Source organism: Undibacterium sp. YM2 (genome assembly GCF_009937975.1).
Classification (GTDB): domain Bacteria; phylum Pseudomonadota; class Gammaproteobacteria; order Burkholderiales; family Burkholderiaceae_D; genus Undibacterium.
This window is the reverse complement of the sequence record NZ_AP018441.1, coordinates 2,259,061-2,275,989: the sequence shown is the minus strand read 5'-3', so window position 1 is coordinate 2,275,989 and position 16,929 is coordinate 2,259,061. Positions and strand designations below refer to the sequence as shown.

The 16,929-nt window shown below is 50.7% G+C and carries 18 protein-coding genes; 12 read left to right on the top strand and 6 right to left on the bottom strand.

Annotated features, from left to right (window positions below):
- Positions 1-7 precede the first annotated feature (7 nt).
- Positions 8-805, bottom strand: a complete 798-nt coding sequence (locus tag UNDYM_RS10280; protein WP_162040958.1) for a LytTR family DNA-binding domain-containing protein — start codon at positions 803-805, stop codon at positions 8-10.
- Entirely contained in the window at positions 805-1,599 is a 795-nt protein-coding gene (locus UNDYM_RS10275; RefSeq protein ID WP_162040957.1) for a sensor histidine kinase, read from the bottom strand. Before UNDYM_RS10275 ends, UNDYM_RS10280 begins: the two co-directional genes overlap by 1 nt.
- 451 nt (positions 1,600-2,050) lie before the next feature.
- On the opposite strand from UNDYM_RS10275, the gene argH reads away from it, so the two are divergent.
- The 6 genes from argH to UNDYM_RS10245 all read left to right on the top strand — a co-directional run bounded on the left by argH (position 2,051) and on the right by UNDYM_RS10245 (position 8,297).
- Entirely contained in the window at positions 2,051-3,445 is a 1,395-nt protein-coding gene (gene argH, locus UNDYM_RS10270) for an argininosuccinate lyase (RefSeq protein WP_162040956.1), read from the top strand.
- Positions 3,446-3,758: 313 nt separating this feature from the next.
- Entirely contained in the window at positions 3,759-4,907 is a 1,149-nt protein-coding gene (locus UNDYM_RS10265) for an ABC transporter substrate-binding protein (RefSeq protein ID WP_162040955.1), read from the top strand.
- 153 nt (positions 4,908-5,060) lie between these two features.
- Positions 5,061-5,942, top strand: coding sequence for a branched-chain amino acid ABC transporter permease (locus UNDYM_RS10260; RefSeq protein WP_162040954.1), 882 nt, complete (start codon positions 5,061-5,063; stop codon positions 5,940-5,942).
- Between the two features lie 4 nt (positions 5,943-5,946).
- The gene (locus UNDYM_RS10255; RefSeq protein WP_162040953.1) at positions 5,947-6,825 is read left to right on the top strand and encodes a branched-chain amino acid ABC transporter permease; all 879 of its coding nucleotides are present in this window, start codon (positions 5,947-5,949) and stop codon (positions 6,823-6,825) included.
- On the top strand, positions 6,826-7,587 hold the full coding sequence (locus UNDYM_RS10250; RefSeq protein ID WP_162040952.1) for an ABC transporter ATP-binding protein: 762 nt from the start codon (positions 6,826-6,828) through the stop codon (positions 7,585-7,587).
- A complete protein-coding gene (locus UNDYM_RS10245; protein WP_162040951.1) occupies positions 7,584-8,297 on the top strand; it encodes an ABC transporter ATP-binding protein in 714 nt (237 codons plus the stop codon). The genes UNDYM_RS10250 and UNDYM_RS10245 overlap by 4 nt, the downstream gene beginning before the upstream one ends.
- Before the next feature lie 70 nt (positions 8,298-8,367).
- On the opposite strand, the gene pmbA is transcribed toward UNDYM_RS10245, so the two are convergent.
- Positions 8,368-9,720: a metalloprotease PmbA gene (gene pmbA, locus UNDYM_RS10240; protein ID WP_162040950.1), complete on the bottom strand. Its 1,353-nt coding sequence runs from the start codon at positions 9,718-9,720 to the stop codon at positions 8,368-8,370.
- A gap of 180 nt (positions 9,721-9,900) precedes the next feature.
- On the opposite strand from pmbA, the gene yjgA reads away from it, so the two are divergent.
- Genes yjgA through UNDYM_RS10215 form a run of 5 tightly spaced genes read left to right on the top strand, consistent with a single transcriptional unit; the run spans position 9,901 to position 13,110 of the window.
- On the top strand, positions 9,901-10,515 hold the full coding sequence (gene yjgA / locus UNDYM_RS10235) for a ribosome biogenesis factor YjgA (RefSeq protein ID WP_162040949.1): 615 nt from the start codon (positions 9,901-9,903) through the stop codon (positions 10,513-10,515).
- A complete protein-coding gene (mog, locus tag UNDYM_RS10230) occupies positions 10,496-11,152 on the top strand; it encodes a molybdopterin adenylyltransferase (RefSeq protein ID WP_370529457.1) in 657 nt (218 codons plus the stop codon). Before yjgA ends, mog begins: the two co-directional genes overlap by 20 nt.
- 19 nt (positions 11,153-11,171) lie before the next feature.
- The gene (locus UNDYM_RS10225; protein ID WP_162040948.1) at positions 11,172-11,714 is read left to right on the top strand and encodes a metal-dependent hydrolase; all 543 of its coding nucleotides are present in this window, start codon (positions 11,172-11,174) and stop codon (positions 11,712-11,714) included.
- Positions 11,711-12,385: an alpha/beta hydrolase gene (locus UNDYM_RS10220; RefSeq protein WP_162040947.1), complete on the top strand. Its 675-nt coding sequence runs from the start codon at positions 11,711-11,713 to the stop codon at positions 12,383-12,385. The genes UNDYM_RS10225 and UNDYM_RS10220 overlap by 4 nt, the downstream gene beginning before the upstream one ends.
- Entirely contained in the window at positions 12,385-13,110 is a 726-nt protein-coding gene (locus tag UNDYM_RS10215) for a phytanoyl-CoA dioxygenase family protein (RefSeq protein WP_162040946.1), read from the top strand. The genes UNDYM_RS10220 and UNDYM_RS10215 overlap by 1 nt, the downstream gene beginning before the upstream one ends.
- Position 13,111: 1 nt before the next feature.
- Here UNDYM_RS10215 and UNDYM_RS10210 read toward each other — a convergent pair whose 3' ends face one another.
- The 3 genes from UNDYM_RS10210 to purU are packed head-to-tail and all read right to left on the bottom strand — an operon-like array spanning position 13,112 to position 15,618.
- Positions 13,112-14,203 carry an acyltransferase gene (locus tag UNDYM_RS10210; protein WP_162040945.1) on the bottom strand — a complete coding sequence of 364 codons (1,092 nt, stop codon included), beginning with the start codon at positions 14,201-14,203 and terminating at the stop codon, positions 13,112-13,114.
- Positions 14,204-14,746, bottom strand: a complete 543-nt coding sequence (locus UNDYM_RS10205; RefSeq protein WP_162040944.1) for a YaeQ family protein — start codon at positions 14,744-14,746, stop codon at positions 14,204-14,206. It abuts the gene before it with no gap.
- On the bottom strand, positions 14,746-15,618 hold the full coding sequence (gene purU, locus UNDYM_RS10200) for a formyltetrahydrofolate deformylase (RefSeq protein WP_162040943.1): 873 nt from the start codon (positions 15,616-15,618) through the stop codon (positions 14,746-14,748). The genes UNDYM_RS10205 and purU overlap by 1 nt, the downstream gene beginning before the upstream one ends.
- Before the next feature lie 259 nt (positions 15,619-15,877).
- Here purU and UNDYM_RS10195 point away from each other — a divergent pair, with 259 nt between their 5' ends.
- Positions 15,878-16,903, top strand: coding sequence for an NADP-dependent oxidoreductase (locus UNDYM_RS10195; RefSeq protein ID WP_162040942.1), 1,026 nt, complete (start codon positions 15,878-15,880; stop codon positions 16,901-16,903).
- Positions 16,904-16,929: the final 26 nt, after the last annotated feature.

Genomic DNA, 16,929 nt, shown 5'->3' with positions numbered 1-16,929 from the left:
AAATAAATCAAACCCGCACCAGGGCCTTAATAACCGGCCACTGTCTGCGTGAAATCGGCAAACGTTCAGCGCAACCGCTGACAATGATTTGCCAGGATTCAGATACTTTTTCCTGATTATTGTCAGCATCCACCACTTGCACTGCGCGCTCTACGCCATTAATGGCGCTACGTGCGACCAGCGCATTCCTGTGCACCCTGACCAGTAAATCCCCCAACTCCACCTCTATTGAAGTCAGCGACTCTTCCAGCAGATATTCACGTTGCGCTGTATGCAGGGTCACGTATTTTTGTTCTGCCTTCAAGAACAGCACCTCGGCTACCGGCACCAATAATATCCGCCCTCTTTCCAATACTGAAAAATGCTTGCGCCTGGGGCCGCTGGTATCTGTTACCATGGTTTCAGGCAGGCGGCGCGCGCCCTTCATTTTTTCACTGGCACGCACCAGCGCATCCACCAGGCGGCTAGCCCGCACCGGTTTCATCAGGTAGTCAAGTGCATGCACCTCAAACGCCTTGACGGCAAACTCATCATAGGCAGTCACAAAAATAATCGCCGGTGAGCGCAGGCTGGCCTGATGCTGTGCCAGATGCTGCGCCAGTTCTATGCCATTCATGCCTGGCATCTGGACATCCAGCAAAACAATATCAGGTTGCAGATTGCTGATTTTTTCCAGCGCCAGCATGGCATTCTCAGCCTCTCCAACCACCGTCACCGGGCATTCTGCCTCTATGTCTGACAATAGCGTCAACAGCCTTTGTCTAGCGGGTGCTTCATCATCAACAATCAGTATTCTTGGTGTCATCATCTCTTAGCCGGGAATTGCAACTTCACTTCAAAGTACGCATCTACTACGCCGTATTGAATTTGCGCTTCGATATCATAAAGCAAACTTAGTCGCTGCCGTATGTTTTCCAGCGCCATCTGATTACCGGAAACCATATTTGCCTCTGCGTGATAGGGATTACGAATGCGAATTTCCACCTTGTCCAGCAGACGTTTTATCTCTACCGTGACAGTCGCTTGCTGCACCGATGGTTCAACGCCGTAATGAACTGCATTTTCAAGCAGGGGCTGCAACAACAATGAAGGAATTTCTATCTCGGCCAACTCCTGCGGGGAAATTTTTTCTTTATCCCAGGTCACCTGCATACGCTCACCCAGGCGTATTTTTTCTATCGCCAGATATTGCTCACACAAGCGTATTTCATCCTGCAAACTAGTGACATCGCGCGTATCGCGCATCAATACCCGGAACAGGTCTGAGAGATCCTCAAGTACCATTTCTGCGCGACGCGGCTCGGTGCGTATCAGCGACAAGGCAGTATTCAAGCTATTGAACAAGAAATGTGGACGTATCCTGGCTTGCAAGGCCTGCAGTTTGGCCTCACCCAGTGCAGGTGAAAAAGCCCGGGTACGCAATTCAAAATACTGTTGATATGCCAGTGCCAGCAGACCAGTTGCGACCACGACAAACAGGGGATTTAGCTTGGGAAAGCTGGCCATTATCCAGTCTTGCATGCGCAAATAAATCATCAGCAAGGCAGCGATTGCCGTTGGCAACATGCAACACAATAAGCGCTGGAACCAACCAGACATGTAATAACGCACAGAAAATCTGCGTAAATTACACAGGATCAGCAAGGAAAGCAGGCATATCGTCTCAATCAATGCCGCGCTTTCCAGAAAATTTTGCAACACGACACGCCACTCATCCCCCTCGACCATAAAGCCAATAAGGTGATCAGATTCACACTGATCAGGATGCGCGAAAACACCCCCAAATTACAACAATCCGGAATGAGCTGCTCACTTGCGCTATTTTTCTTATCATTGGTCATTTTTAATTATCTTTAAACTCTTGGGGCAATTTCACTCCCGGTTTACAAGTAGTCATCAGCATTTTTGCCCGCAAATTAAGTGCGTATTCAGTGCTTAATTAGTCCAGTCCGGCTAGTCCTTTGGTATTTCCAAGGGTAATCAGGCGCAAAATCTGGGATAATCAAGGGAAATTCTCTCGCAAATGCAGCCAATATGGCAACAATTCACTATGACATCACAATTCAATAAAAAAAGCGAGGCATGGTCTGCCCGTTTCTCTGAACCTGTTTCCGATCTGGTCAAACGCTATACTGCCTCAGTCTTCTTTGACAACCGCATGGCTGCCTTTGATATTGAAGGTTCGCTGGCACATGCGGAAATGCTGCAGGCCCAAAATATCATCACTGCCCAGGACTATGCGGATATCCAACGCGGCATGGCACAGATCAAGTCTGAAATCGACAGTGGCAAGTTCGAATGGCTGCTGGACCTGGAAGATGTGCACCTGAATATAGAAAAACGCCTGACTGAGCTGGTCGGCGATGCTGGCAAACGCCTGCACACTGGCCGTTCACGCAATGACCAGGTTGCCACCGATATCCGCCTGTACATGCGTAGCGCCATCGACAATATCCTTGGTCTCTTGCAAGACTTCCGTCTGGCTTTGCTGGATCTGGCAGAAAAGAATGCAGATACAATCTTGCCTGGCTTTACTCATATGCAAGTGGCTCAGCCTATCACTTTTGGGCACCACATTCTTGCTTATGTAGAAATGTTTGGCCGCGATGCAGAGCGCATGCAAGACTGCCGCAAGCGTGTTAACCGCCTGCCGCTGGGTGCCGCTGCCCTGGCTGGCACGACCTTCCCTATCGACCGTGAACGCGTTGCCAAAACCCTGGGCTTTGACGAAGTTTGCTATAACTCGCTGGACGCCGTTTCTGACCGCGATTTCGCCATTGAGTTTTGCGCTGCTGCTGCACTGATAATGACGCACATCTCTCGCATGTCAGAAGAACTGGTGATCTGGATGAGCCCGCGCATAGGCTTCATTGATATCGCTGACCGCTTTTGCACTGGCTCTTCCATCATGCCGCAAAAGAAAAACCCTGACGTACCAGAACTGGCACGCGGCAAGACTGGCCGCGTGAATGGTCACCTGATCGCCCTGCTGACCCTGATGAAAGGCCAGCCACTGGCTTACAACAAGGATAATCAGGAAGATAAAGAACCCTTGTTTGATACAGTAGATACCGTTATCGATACCCTGCGCATTTTTGCCGACATGGCCGGTGGCATCACCGTCAAGCCAGAAGCCATGCGTGCCGCTGCCTTGCAAGGTTATGCGACAGCAACCGACCTGGCTGATTACCTGGTCAAGAAAGGCCTGCCTTTCCGCGATGCCCACGAAGCCGTGGCGCTGGCGGTACGCACTTGCGTTGAAAAAGGCTGCGACCTCAGCGATATGTCGCTGGAAGACTTGCGTGCTTTCTCAAGCCTGATTAACGAAGATGTGTTCCATGTTCTGACACTGGAAGGCTCAGTTGCCGCCCGCGACCATATAGGCGGCACCGCACCAAACCAGGTTAAAGCAGCGATTGCCCGTTTGCGCCTGAAACTGCAATAACAACAGTCTTCACCTGCATCATCACAACATGCCAGCCCACCTGCAAATGCAGGTACTGGCATGTTTTCCATTGGTCAGCACCATATTTCCAGGCCTGAAAATCACAGACTTAAGTAGTACTACTTAAGTAATCAATATTGCATCGCAGCATGGCGTTTTATTGCTGCTGAGGTTGCGAGCCCATACAATCCTCCGTGACAATCAATATCTAATAAATTTTGTTGGCCGCTTTGATAGTAATGCGCGTGGATCAGATATATTTAATTCATGTTGCGGACCACAAAAACCAAAATGTACTTTTCAGGAGAACACAATGTCATACAGTCTTAAGTTATTAGCCACTGCCACCTTCCTGGCCTATTCCACAATGAGCCAGGCTGCCGATATCAAAATCGGCGTTGCCGAAGCCCTGACCGGCCCAGCCGCCAAATATGGCGTAGCGATCAGAAACGGCTTCACGCTGGCAGCCGACCAGATCAATGCCAAGGGTGGTGTGAATGGCAACAAAATACAACTGATTGCAGAAGATGAGCAAGGCAAAAAAGAAGAAGCCATCAATGTCTTCAAGAAATTGTTGTTCCAGGAAAAAGTATTGATGATTTTTGGCCCTACCCTGTCGAACTCGGCCTTTGCCGCTGATCCGATTGCCAATGCCACCAAGACTGTCGTATTTGGCACCAGCAATACCGCTGATGGCATTACCAATATGGGGCCATTCACTTTCCGCAATTCCGTCATGGAAGCCGATGTATTGCCTGTGACTACGCGCGCAGCGGTTAAGCAATTCAATATCAAGAAAGTCGCCATCCTGTATGGCAACGATGATGCTTTCACCAAGAGTGGTTACGACGTTTTCAAAAGCGCACTGGCTGAACAAAAAATCCCGGTCACGGATACCGAAACCTACGCCAAGGGCGACGTGGATTTTAAGGCACAGCTGACCAAGATCAAGGCATCCAATCCTGATGCCATCGTTTGCTCCTGCCTGGCTGAAGAAGCGGCAAATATCATCCTGCAAACCCGCTCACTCGGCATGAAGCAGCCATTCGTCGGTGGCAATGGTTTCAATTCACCGAAGCTGTTTGAAATCGCCAAAGACGCTGCCGACAATACCTTGATGGGCAGCCCATGGTCTGCTGAAAACCCGTCTGCTGCCAACAAGAGCTTCATGGCTGACTACAAGGCAAAATTTGGGTCCGATCCTGATCAGTTTGCGGCGCAGGCATTTGATGCCATGCACATCGTCGCAGAAGCTTTGAAAAAAGTCAGCCTGAGCGGCAACCTTGAAAAAGACCGCCTGGCATTGCGCGATGCACTGCCAGCCGTGAAGATTGAGGGTGCCACTGGCAAATTTGCATTCCGCCGTGCGGCCCCAAAAGATGGCAAGGAAGCTGGCTATGACGCACAGCAAGATGCTATCGTCAATATTGCCAAAGGCGGCAAATTTGTATTGCTGAAATAAATGCATACCTGCCCCTCCCCCTGGCAAGCCAGGGGCGAGGGGCAGATGCTTTACGACTTCTCTTGCTGGGATAATTTTCATCCCTTCTACATGCATTGATGGCCTGCCTGCATCTGAGCATGAAACGAAGCAATCCTCATCATCTGGATACCCATGCTGGCACAACAACTCATTAACGCCCTGACGCTGGGCAGCGTATATGCGCTTTTTGCTTTAGGATTTACGCTGGTGTTCGGCGTTCTTGGCGTCATCAATTTATCGCACGGTGCCATCTTCATGCTGGGCAGTTATATGGCCCTGCTGCTGGTCAGCTCGTTCCAGATGTCTTTATGGATGGCGATGTTGCTGTCCATGCTGGCCTGTGGATTGCTGGGCGTGGTCGTCGATTTCCTGGTCTTGCGTCCTTTGCGTCAGCGCAATGCGCCGCATCTGGCACCGATGATAGCCACCATCGGTGTGGCCATCATGATCACCAATATATCCCAGGGGATTTTTGGTGCAGAAAACAAACGCTTCCCTTTTGGTACCATCCCGGAAGAAAGCTTCAGCCTTGGCAATTTACATCTGACGGCGGTGCAACTGGCGATTGTCGTGATTGCCTTTGTCCTCATGCTGGTGCTGCTACAAGTCATGCGCCGCACGCAAATTGGCCGCGCCTTGCGGGCGATTGCAGAATCTCCCAAGGCTGCTTATCTGCTCGGTATCAATGTCGAGGGTCTGTTTTTCCTGACTTCGTTTGCCGCAGCAGCACTGGGCGGCGCTGCCGGTGTACTGGTAGGCCTGTCGTTCAATGCGATTTCCCCTTTCATGGGGCAACCCATGCTGCATAAGGGCATAGCTGTGATTATTCTGGGTGGCATGGGCGATATACGCGGTGCCATGATAGGTGGCTTGTTCCTGGGTTTTGCTGAAGTGATGAGTGTCGCTTATATATCGAGCGATTTCCGCGATGCGGTGGCTTTTGGTCTGTTATTTATCATCTTGCTGGTACGCCCTTCCGGTATGTTCGGCAGAGTACTGGAAAGAAAGGCGTAAGAATATGCTTGAATGGTGGGATGGTTTTTGGGCTATTTATAGCACAGTCATTTTTGGCATAGGCATCAATGCCATGCTGGCTCTTTCGATTTACCTGACTTTGTCTTGCGGCTTGCTGTCACTGGCCAATGCGGCATTCATGGGCATTGGTGCCTATACCGCTTCCATGCTCAGTATGCAGACGGCTTTGCCGTTCCCGCTGGCATTGCTGGCAGGTGCCATCATGCCAGCAATTGTTGCGCTGATCATAGGCATACCTACGCTGCGTCTGTCCGGTGTTTACCTCGCCATGGCAACGCTAGGCTTTGGTGAAGTAGTACGTGTAATCGTCCTGAATATGGAGATTACTGGCGGCCCCATGGGTCTGAATGGTATTCCACAAAAAACCGAATGGTGGCATATCGTGCTCTTGTTGTCAGCGATACTGTTCATCCTTGCGAGGATGCGGCGCTCCAAGACAGGCCGCGCCTTTGAAGCAATCAAGGAAGACGAGATTGCCGCCCGCCTCATGGGTGTCAATGTCGGCGGCTACAAATTGCTGGCCTTTGTCATGGGTGCATCCATCGCAGGCATTGCCGGTGGTTTGAATGCGCACTATACCTTCACGATAGGTCCAGGTAATTATGCATTTGAAAATGCAGTAGATATATTGACCATGGCAGTCTTTGGCGGCACCAGCAATCTGATAGGCCCGCTGATAGGCAGTAGCAGCCTGACTCTGTTGCCAGAATTCATGCACTCCCTCAAAGACTTCCGTCTGGCAGCCAACGGCCTGATACTGATATTGGTCATCCTGTATTTGCCCAAAGGTATCTGGGACCCGGCAAGAATCAGAAACTTTCGCAAAAAGTTCACATCGTCAAGCTCCGGAAAGGTTAGCTAAATGCTGGAATTACGTTCTGTCAGTAAAAATTTTGGCGGCCTGCGAGTATTACAGGATGTCAGCTTTACCATGCCGCAAGGCAGTATCTATGGATTGATTGGCCCCAATGGCGCGGGCAAAACCACCATCGTCAATCTGATTACTGGCCTGTTGCGCCCCAGCAGCGGCGAGCTGCGCTTCAACAATCATGACCTGACTACGGTCGCCAGCCACAAGATCACGCAACTCGGTGTTGCCCGCACTTTCCAGAACATCCGTATTTTCAAGGAAATGAGCCTGCTGGAAAACGTCGTGGTCGGCATGCATGATCATCTCGACTATGGCGTAGCGAGCATGCTGTTCAATCTGGGCGCCTATAAAGACGCAGAAAGAAAAGCCAAGGAACGTGCGCGTGAATTATTGTCATGGGTCAGGCTCGATCATAAAGCACACATGCTGGCAGACAACCTGTCGTATGGTGAGCAACGCAAACTGGAATTTGCCCGTGCCCTGGCCACACAGCCTAAACTGCTGTTGCTGGATGAGCCAGTGGCTGGCATGAACCCGGCAGAAAAAACTGAACTGATGGCCGAAATCAAGAATATACGTGACCGCGGTTTTTCGATTTTCATGATAGAACACGATATGCGCTTTGTGATGGAGTTATGCGATCGTATCGCCGTACTCAATTTTGGCAAGATCATTGCAGAAGGCACGCCAGAAGAAGTGCGCAACAACCCGGATGTGATTGAAGCTTACCTCGGCAAGGAGGACGCAGAATGACTCAAATCTTGCGCGTCCAGGATCTGCATGTCATGTATGGTCATATCGCAGCCGTCAAAGGTATCAGCCTGGCTATCAATGCGGGGGAAATCACTGCCCTTGTCGGTGCCAATGGTGCTGGCAAAAGCACAACCCTGTTGGCGATTTCCGGCTTGCTGAAATCAGCATCTGGCAAAATTTTCCTGGAAGATGAAGAAATCAGCCAGACATCGCCCCACCATATTGTGCAAAAAGGTGTGGTGCAGGTCGCAGAAGGTCGCGCGATACTGACCACGCTCACGGTCAGGGAAAATCTGGAGCTCGGTGCCTATACCCGCAAGGACAAGACGCAGATAGGACAGGACATGGAATGGGTGTACACCCTCTTCCCCGTATTGAAAAACCGTGCAACTGGCCTGGCGGGTAATTTGTCGGGTGGTGAGCAGCAAATGCTGGCCATAGGCCGTGCTTTGATGGCAAAACCAAAAGTGCTGCTGCTGGATGAACCTTCCATGGGGCTGGCTCCACTGGTGGTGCAAGAGATTTTCCGCATCCTGAAAGAAATCAATGCAACCGGCCTCAGCATCCTGCTGGTAGAACAAAACGTCAGGCAGGCGTTGAAAATTGCCAAACATGGCTATGTGCTGGAAAACGGCAATATCGTTCTCAGCGACACAGGTGCCAACCTGCTCAGCAATCCCAAGGTGATAGAAGCTTACCTGGGCGCATAAGAAAAAAGACCATCGTACTGATGGTCTTTTTCTACACTGTTCATTACTAGCGCAACAATCTCAGTAGCGATTAGCTGCCGGCAATCGTCATGCTTTCTATGAGGATGGAACCAGTCTCCTTGGTACCGCGCACGAGGGTGTCATTGCCTACCGCGACAATTTGCTGGAACATGTCGCGCATATTGCCTGCTATGGTGATTTCTTCCACAGCGTACTGGATCACGCCGTTCTCTACCCAGTAGCCGGATGCACCACGTGAATAATCACCCGTCACATAATTGACGCCCTGCCCCATCAACTCAGTCACCAGCAAGCCTGTGCCCATTTTTTTGAGCATGCCAGCAAAATTGTCTGCGCGCTTGGTCAAACTGGACGTCAGTGACAGATTGTGCGAGCCACCAGCATTACCAGTCGTTTGCATGCCCAGTTTGCGGGCAGAATAAGTGGACAGGAAATAGCCTTGCAAGACACCGTCAGTGACAACATTGCGCTTTTGGGTTTTTACGCCCTCATCATCAAATGGTGAAGAGCCAACAGCGCCGATGACATGCGGGTCTTCTACCACCTGTACGTGGGACGGGAAAATCTGCGTACCCAGAGAGTCAAGCAGGAAAGTCGATTTGCGGTACAAGGCACCACCAGAGGTTGCCTGCACCAATGCACCCAGCAAACCGGCAGCCAGTGGCGCCTCAAACAGGACCGGGCATTTGCGGGTGTCCAGCTGACGCGCATTCAACTTGGCCAAGGCACGCTCGGCGGCATAGCGACCTATCTCCTCTGGATTTGCCAGTTTTTTGGCGCTGCGCTGGGAAGAATACCAGTCATCCCTTTGCATTTTTGCGCCCTTGCCTGCAATAGGGGCAACCGAGATCGTGTGACGGGAAATCGGATAACCTCCCATGAAGCCGCGCGAATTGGCAGCCACAAAATGAGATTGCTGGGCATGTACACTGGCCCCCTCACTATTGGTGATACGCTTGTCCACCGCAAAAGCTGCCGCCTCAGTGCGTTTTGCCAGTTCTATGGCCTCTTCGGCGGTGATCAGCCATGGGTAGCATAGCTTGAGATCACGCGGCGCCATTTCCAGCAACTCGGCTTCCGGCAGGCCAGCACAATCATCCTCCGCTGTAAAACGGGCAATATTGTAGGCAGCCTCGACGGAATCACGCAGGGCTTGCTCAGAAAAATCTGAAGTACTGGCATTGCCGCGGCGCTGGCCGATATAAACAGTAATGCCTATGCCCTTGTCACGGTTTTGCTCTATGGTCTCTACCTTGCCCTTGCGTACACTGATCGACAGGCCACCGCCTTCACTGATCTCAACTGCTGCGTCCGACGCACCTTTTTCGCGGGCGAAACGCAACATATCCTGCGCAATTTGCTTTAACTGGTCCTGGGTATGGGTGAAAACTGGTTTGCTCATGGATGGGGTTCTATCTGGGTCGGTGTGAGTCTGAACTAAAAAACTGGATGGAAATATCCTAATCATTTACCTTAATTCACACCGTCTGAGGTGCAATCCAGGCTTGATTTTAGGTAATCTTAAGCTAAAAAGGGTATCATAGCAGTCGTTTCATTAAGTTAATAGTAAAGGCGCAGAATTATGCCAAATCCAAATCGTGGCTCATGTGGCTACCAGTCCAGTGAGTTCGAACCAGAATACGAGCGTCCTTCCAAGTCACAATTAAAGCGCGAAATGACCGCCCTGCAAAAATTGGGGCAAGAATTGGTCAAACAAGCCCGTGAACGCGTCAAACGCGTACCCATGCCAGAAGACGTACGCGATGCCATTCTTGAATGCCAGCAAATCAAGGATCATGAAGGCCGCCGTCGCCAGATGCAGTATGTAGGCAAGAAAATGCGTACCCTGGATGAAGAAGAAATTGCCATTATCCAGAAAACCATAGACAGTTGGAAAGGCTCTTCAAAAGCCGAAACTGCCGCCATGCATGCGCTGGAGCGTCGCCGCGACAAATTGCTGGCAGATGACAATGCCCTGACAGAGTTGATGGCTGAACACCCTCAGCTCGACGTACAGCAATTGCGCACCATGATACGCAATGCCCGTAAAGAGCAGGCTGAAAACAAGCCGCCGAAAGCTTACCGTGAAATCTTCCAGATATTGAAAGATTTGCAAAAATCCAAAGTTGCTGCCAACGCTGACGAAGCGGATGACGCGGACCTGGATGAAGAGAACGATGAGTTTGATGACAAGTGAGTCTGGACAAATGACGGTAGCAGATGGCGAAAAACTCAAAATAGGCCTGGTATCAATCTCAGACCGCGCCTCTGCCGGCATTTACCAGGACCAGGGCCTGCCTGCCTTGCAGGAATGGTTTGGCAAAGCGCTCAGCAGCCCATGGGAGATGGTCACACGCCTGATCCCGGATGAACGTGCTTCCATAGAACAGGCTTTGATTGCCCTGGTAGATGAAGAACAATGCCATCTTGTCATTACCACTGGTGGTACAGGTCCGTCGAGGCGAGATGTCACACCAGAAGCGACACTGGCAGTCGCCACCAAGGAAATGCCAGGCTTTGGTGAGCAAATGCGCCAGATCAGCCTGCAATTTGTGCCGACAGCCATCCTGTCACGCCAGGTAGCTGTAATACGCGAAACACCGGATCATGCGGCCCTGATTTTGAACTTGCCAGGCCAGCCCAAATCCATCAAGGAAACGCTGGAAGGCCTGAAGGATGGAGAAGGCAAGCAAATCGTTGCCGGTATTTTTGCGGCAGTACCCTATTGCATAGACTTGATAGGTGGCCCGTACATAGAGACGGATGACAGCATCTGCAAGGCTTTCCGCCCTAAAAACGCGATACGCGCCAAGACTCCATCTGCCTCTGCCTGAACAGCAAACATCGACAACGATGGCAACCATCCTCACGCATCCTGTAGTACCGCTGACTTTGGGCCTAATCTTGGGGCAAAAACGCCTGCCCTGGCCTCTCGTGCTAACGGGAATGCTGGCCGCGATCTTGCCTGACCTTGATGTCATTGCCTTCAAGCTTGGCATTGCTTATGAATCGGCCTTTGGTCACCGCGGCTTTAGCCACTCCATTGTATTTGCCATGCTGGTCGCCAGCCTGACCAGTATATTTCATACACGCTTGCGTAGTTCTGCCCTGGTTTGCTGGCTGTTTATCGCCTTCGCCACCATTTCACATGGGCTGCTGGATGCACTGACTACCGGTGGACTGGGTGTGGAATTTTTTTGGCCGCGGACTGAACAACGTTATTTCTTCCCCGTGCCATTCATCGAGGTATCACCGATAGGCGTAAATCGCTTTCTGACAGCGCGTGGCTGGCGTGTAATACAATCTGAACTACTGACCGTCTGGCTACCCTGTGGCCTGCTGTTGCTGTCGGTCAAACTGGCTGCTTATTTTTCATCTTCCCGAAAATCATCATGACACAAGATATTTTAGAAACCGTAGAACTGGAAAGTGCACCCAACCCCACTGTTGCCATCATCTGGATGCACGGCCTGGGTGCAGATGCGAATGATTTTGTCCCCATCGTCAGAGAGCTGGATTTACGTGGCAACCCTGGCATACGCTTCGTCTTCCCGAATGCGCCGACCATGCCCGTTACCATCAACGGTGGTTATGTCATGCGTTCCTGGTACGACATCCTCGGTACCGATATCGCCAAGCGTGAAGATGAAGCTGGCTTGCGCCTGTCACAAAAACGCATAGAGCAATTGATCGCCCGCGAGAACGCGCGCGGCATACCGACTGAGCGCATCATCCTGGCAGGCTTTTCACAAGGTTGCGCGATGACTTTGCAGACTGGCCTGCGTTATCACGAAAAACTGGCTGGCTTGCTGTGCCTGTCTGGCTATGTGCCCTTACGTGACGTGATTACAGAAGAGCGCCATGCGGCGAACCAAAATACGCCCATCTTCCAGGCCCATGGCCGTGGCGATAACGTCATCCAGATACAGCGTGCTGAACAATCGCGCGATCTGTTGAAAGAACTGGGCTATCAGGTGGAATGGCATGAATACATGATGCCGCATTCCGTCTGCCCTGAAGAAGTGGATGACATCAGCCTGTGGCTGAAAAAAGTCTTGCAGGCTTAATGCATCACATTGATTCAAGCATCGCAAAAATCCTGGCCCGCCAGGGTTTTGTCATCTTGCCGGGCTTTCTGGATGAGTCTGAATTGCAGCGATTGCGGCAAGCTTGCCAGCCCATTTCTGATCAATATGGTGTGCGTCAGGTACTGCAAAATTATCCGTCCATACATCGCGCATTAAACTGGGACAAACTGCATGTGCTATTAGACGCTGCAGATATGGCAGGTGCCCAGGCAGTGCGCAGCATCTTTTTCAATAAAAATGCTGATCATAATTGGCTAGTGTCCTGGCATCAGGATATGACGATTTGTGTTAACCAAAAAACTGAACTGGCTGGTTACAGCAAATGGACTTACAAGAAAGATGTGCATTACGTTGAACCTCCAGCGGCAGTGCTGGAAGCAATGCTGACATGCCGCATTGCCCTCGATGATGCTGGTGCTGAGAACGCTGCACTGAAAGTCATCGCTGGCAGCCATCAATCTGGCAAACTTAGCGAGAGCCAGGTCCTGGACATTAGCCAGACTGCCATGCACGAGACTTGCGCTATGCGCGCGGGCGATATGTTATTGATGAAGCCCTTGTTACTCCATGCATCCGACAAGGCAAGATTCGCTACTCAACGTCGGGTATTGCATCTGGAGTTCAGTGCCAGCAAACTTCCTCCACCACTACACTGGGCAGAAGCCGCTTGTCGGTCCGCCCATGTATCTCAATCAGCTGATTGAATTAACGAGACTGAATTCCCGTCTTAAACAGTAAAAAATTACGCAGCCGTGAAACTGCTACTGGCTTCAAAGCCATGGCTGGTTTTTCTATCTTGTGCCATGAAAATACCGCCAGCAAGATAGTCACAAAACCTGAAGCCATCACCATACCCCACACCGCAATGCCGGGAAACAAGGCGGCAACTGCCTGCTGCACGGGAAAGGCGTAAATATACACACCGTATGAATAATCCCCCACGCTGTTATAGCGCCTTAACCATCCTGCAGGCAGGTAAGCAATGCTGACTACCAGATAGGCAATGGACAGGTGATACAAGCTAAAGAATACCGGTTTGCTGATGAACGCTGCTGCCAGCAGCAGTAACAGCAAAGGATAAAAGACGCGCCGGGTCAGCAGCAGTTTTTCTTTCAGCATGAACAGGCTGGCACCAGAGAAAAACATGAATAGCAAACGGGTGAACTGGCTATCATCTTGCAAATAAAAGTGGCGCGCAAAAACCAGTAAGGCTGCCAGTAAACTAATGGCAATGATCAGATACTTCAATATCTGCAGGCGCCTATTCTTCAGCAGTACCAGCCCACACCAGAACACCAGCAACAGCAGATACATCTTGATTTCATAAGGCATGGTCCAGAGTGAACCATTGACTGCATTTGGATAGGGATTCTGTGGAAAGACACCGGGCAAGACATAGCTCACGCCAGACAAGAGGCTTGCGCACTTGAGCAGATATTGCCATGTCCCGGCAGCAGAAAAATACTCTGTCAGAGGCAAGCTGGTGAAGTAAGGCCCAAGTACAAATACCGTCAGTAGCAACATGCATATCAGTGCTGGAAAGATGCGCAATGCCCGCGCGCAGACATAGTCAATCACACTTTGCTTGTTCATCAGACTGCCCGTCACCAGCATGCCACTGACGATGAAAAATACATCTACCGCGATAGAACCTGGCGTCATGCCCGTCAGCGCACCCCAGGGCTCTGGCTGTGTCAGCAAGGCAAAGCTATGCCCTGCCAGCACGGCCAGTGCGGCGACTATGCGCAACAAGTTCAGGTTATTGTCGCGGCTGCCTATGCATTCAGACAAACGCATTCAGGCAAACTCTTTAAGAACTTCCAGGTCAATTTGTACGGAGGCATCTCCGGCTGACATCCAGATTTGTCCATCCTGTATCGTGCATTGCAATTGCATATTGCGTTGCGCGAGTTTTTCCAGTGCCTGGCTTTGCGCTGAAGGCACATTCATGACGCGCAAGTTCTTGGCGCGGTCAAGACGGCTATTCATTGCCTTCCACCAGATGTCACTGGCGCTGGCAAAACTATAAACGATGACTTGCTCAGAACGGCCGCAAGCCTTTAACAAACGTCGGTCATCTGGCTGGCCGACTTCTATCCATAGTTGTATGGCGTCGGTGTAATCCTTGAGCCAGATATCAGGCTCTTCAGTATCTGAGATACCCTTGCCAAATTCCAGACGCTCAGCCGCATGAATCGCGAAAGCCAGCACCCGTATCATCATGCGTTCATCGGTTTCGGATGGGTGACGGGCAATCGTCAGGCTATGGTCGGCATAATAGCCACGGTCCATGTCCGAGATATTCAGGTCGGCTTTATAAATGATGGATTTGAGTGCCATTATTTGAACACCACCGTTTTATGACCATTCAATAAAATGCGATGTTCGACAAAGCATTTAACGGCACGCGCCAGCACCACGCATTCCACATCGCGACCTATGGCTGTCAGGGTTTCTGGTTCCATGGAATGATCAACACGCTCCACATCTTGTTCAATAATCGGGCCTTCATCCAGGTCACCCGTCACAAAGTGGGCGGTCGCGCCTATCAGTTTGACGCCACGCTCATGCGCCTGATAGTAAGGCTTTGCCCCCTTGAAGCTGGGCAGGAAGGAATGATGGATATTGATCGCCTTGCCCTTCAAGGCATCACACAATTGCGGCGACAATATCTGCATGTAACGCGCCAGCACCACCAGTTCAATATCATTGGCAGCAACAATATCCAGCACTTTTTGTTCTTGTGCAATCTTGGCTTCTGCTGATGCACCTGCTGCCAGAGGCAGGTGATGGAAAGGAATATTATAGCTGGCTGCCAGTTGATAAAAATCCGTGTGATTCGAAACGATGGCCTTGATTTCTACAGGCAGCAAACCGCTCTTGTAACGGAACAGCAAATCGTTCAGACAATGGCCTATCTTGGATACCATCAGCATCACGCGTGGCTTGTGATGGGCATCATGCAATTGCCAGTTCATTTGCATGCTGGCACCCAAAGCCGCAAATTCTTCGCGTAAGGCGCTGTCGCTGACACTGGAATCTTCTACCGCAAAATGCACGCGCATGAAGAAAGTTGCAGATTGTGCATCGCCAAACTGGGCAGAATCGATAATATTACAGCCGTGGTTGGCTAAAAATCCCGATACGCTATGCACAATGCCGCGCTGATCGGGACAAGATAAAGTCAGGATATATTCTGGTCGTATGCTCATGATGTCAGTGTATAGGCCAGGATTTGCTGCTTTCCATGGCCAGAAACAAATTAAATTCGTTAAATTGATTGCAAAGCTTAAAGATTAACCGTCTATTGTCGCATGATCAGTCGCATAATTCATAGAATCCCGCTTCAATTAAACAATCACAACAAAAAGCACGATCGTTCTAATTAGTGTATAGTCGTTCTTCTGGCAGCCCCACCCAAAAAATTTGGTTCAGACAGCAGCAACCCAAGTACAACATTCTGGAGACAACATGAGCACACTCAGCAATCAACAATACCGCCTCGCCGCCCGCCCTGTCGGCAATCCCAAGCATAGCGACTGGAACTTCACGACGGAAGAAGTACGCGATATCACAGATGGTGAAATCGTTGTGCAAACCATCTATATCTCGCTGGACCCTGCCATGCGTGGCTGGATGAATGAAGGCAAATCCTATATCCGTCCGGTTGCCATCAATGAAGTCATGCGTGCCGGTGGCATAGGTAAGGTGATTGCTTCGAAGTCCCCCAAATTTGCGGTCGGTGATTATGTTTCAGGCGGCACGGGTGTGCAGCAATACTGGGTAGGTGCGGCTGATGATAAAACGGCGGGCTTTTACAAGGTCAGCCCAAAACTCGCCCCTCTGCCCAAATTCATGAACGCGCTGGGCATGCCTGGCATGACAGCTTATTTTGGTTTGTTGGATGTTGGTCAGCCAAAAGCAGGTGAAACGGTGGTGGTATCTGGCGCCGCCGGTGCGGTTGGCCAGACTGTAGGTCAGGTCGCCAAACAAAAAGGTTGCCGCGTTGTTGGTATTGCCGGTGGCAAGGATAAATGCGATTTTGTCGTCAACGAACTGGGCTTTGATGCCTGCATCGATTACAAGTCAGGTTCAGTCAAAGATGGCCTGAAAGAACACTGCCCGCATGGCGTTGATGTTTATTTTGATAATGTTGGCGGCGATATTCTTGATACCGTGCTGACTCGCATCAATCTGAAGGCACGCATCATCATTTGCGGCGCGATCTCCCAGTACAACAATACTACACCAGTCAAAGGCCCGGCCAATTACCTGTCGCTGCTGGTAAACCGCGCCCGCATGGAAGGTATAGTTGTATTTGATTATGCTGCCCGCTATGGCGAAGCCGTCGCTGAAATGAGTAAATGGATGGCGGAAGGCAAATTCCAGACGCGCGAAGATATTGTCAAAGGTCTGGAAACTTTCCCTGATACTCTGATGATGCTGTTTGAAGGCAAAAACTTTGGCAAACTGATTTTGCAGGTCGGCGAAGAATAAAAATCCTCCTTGCTCGGCAAACAAAA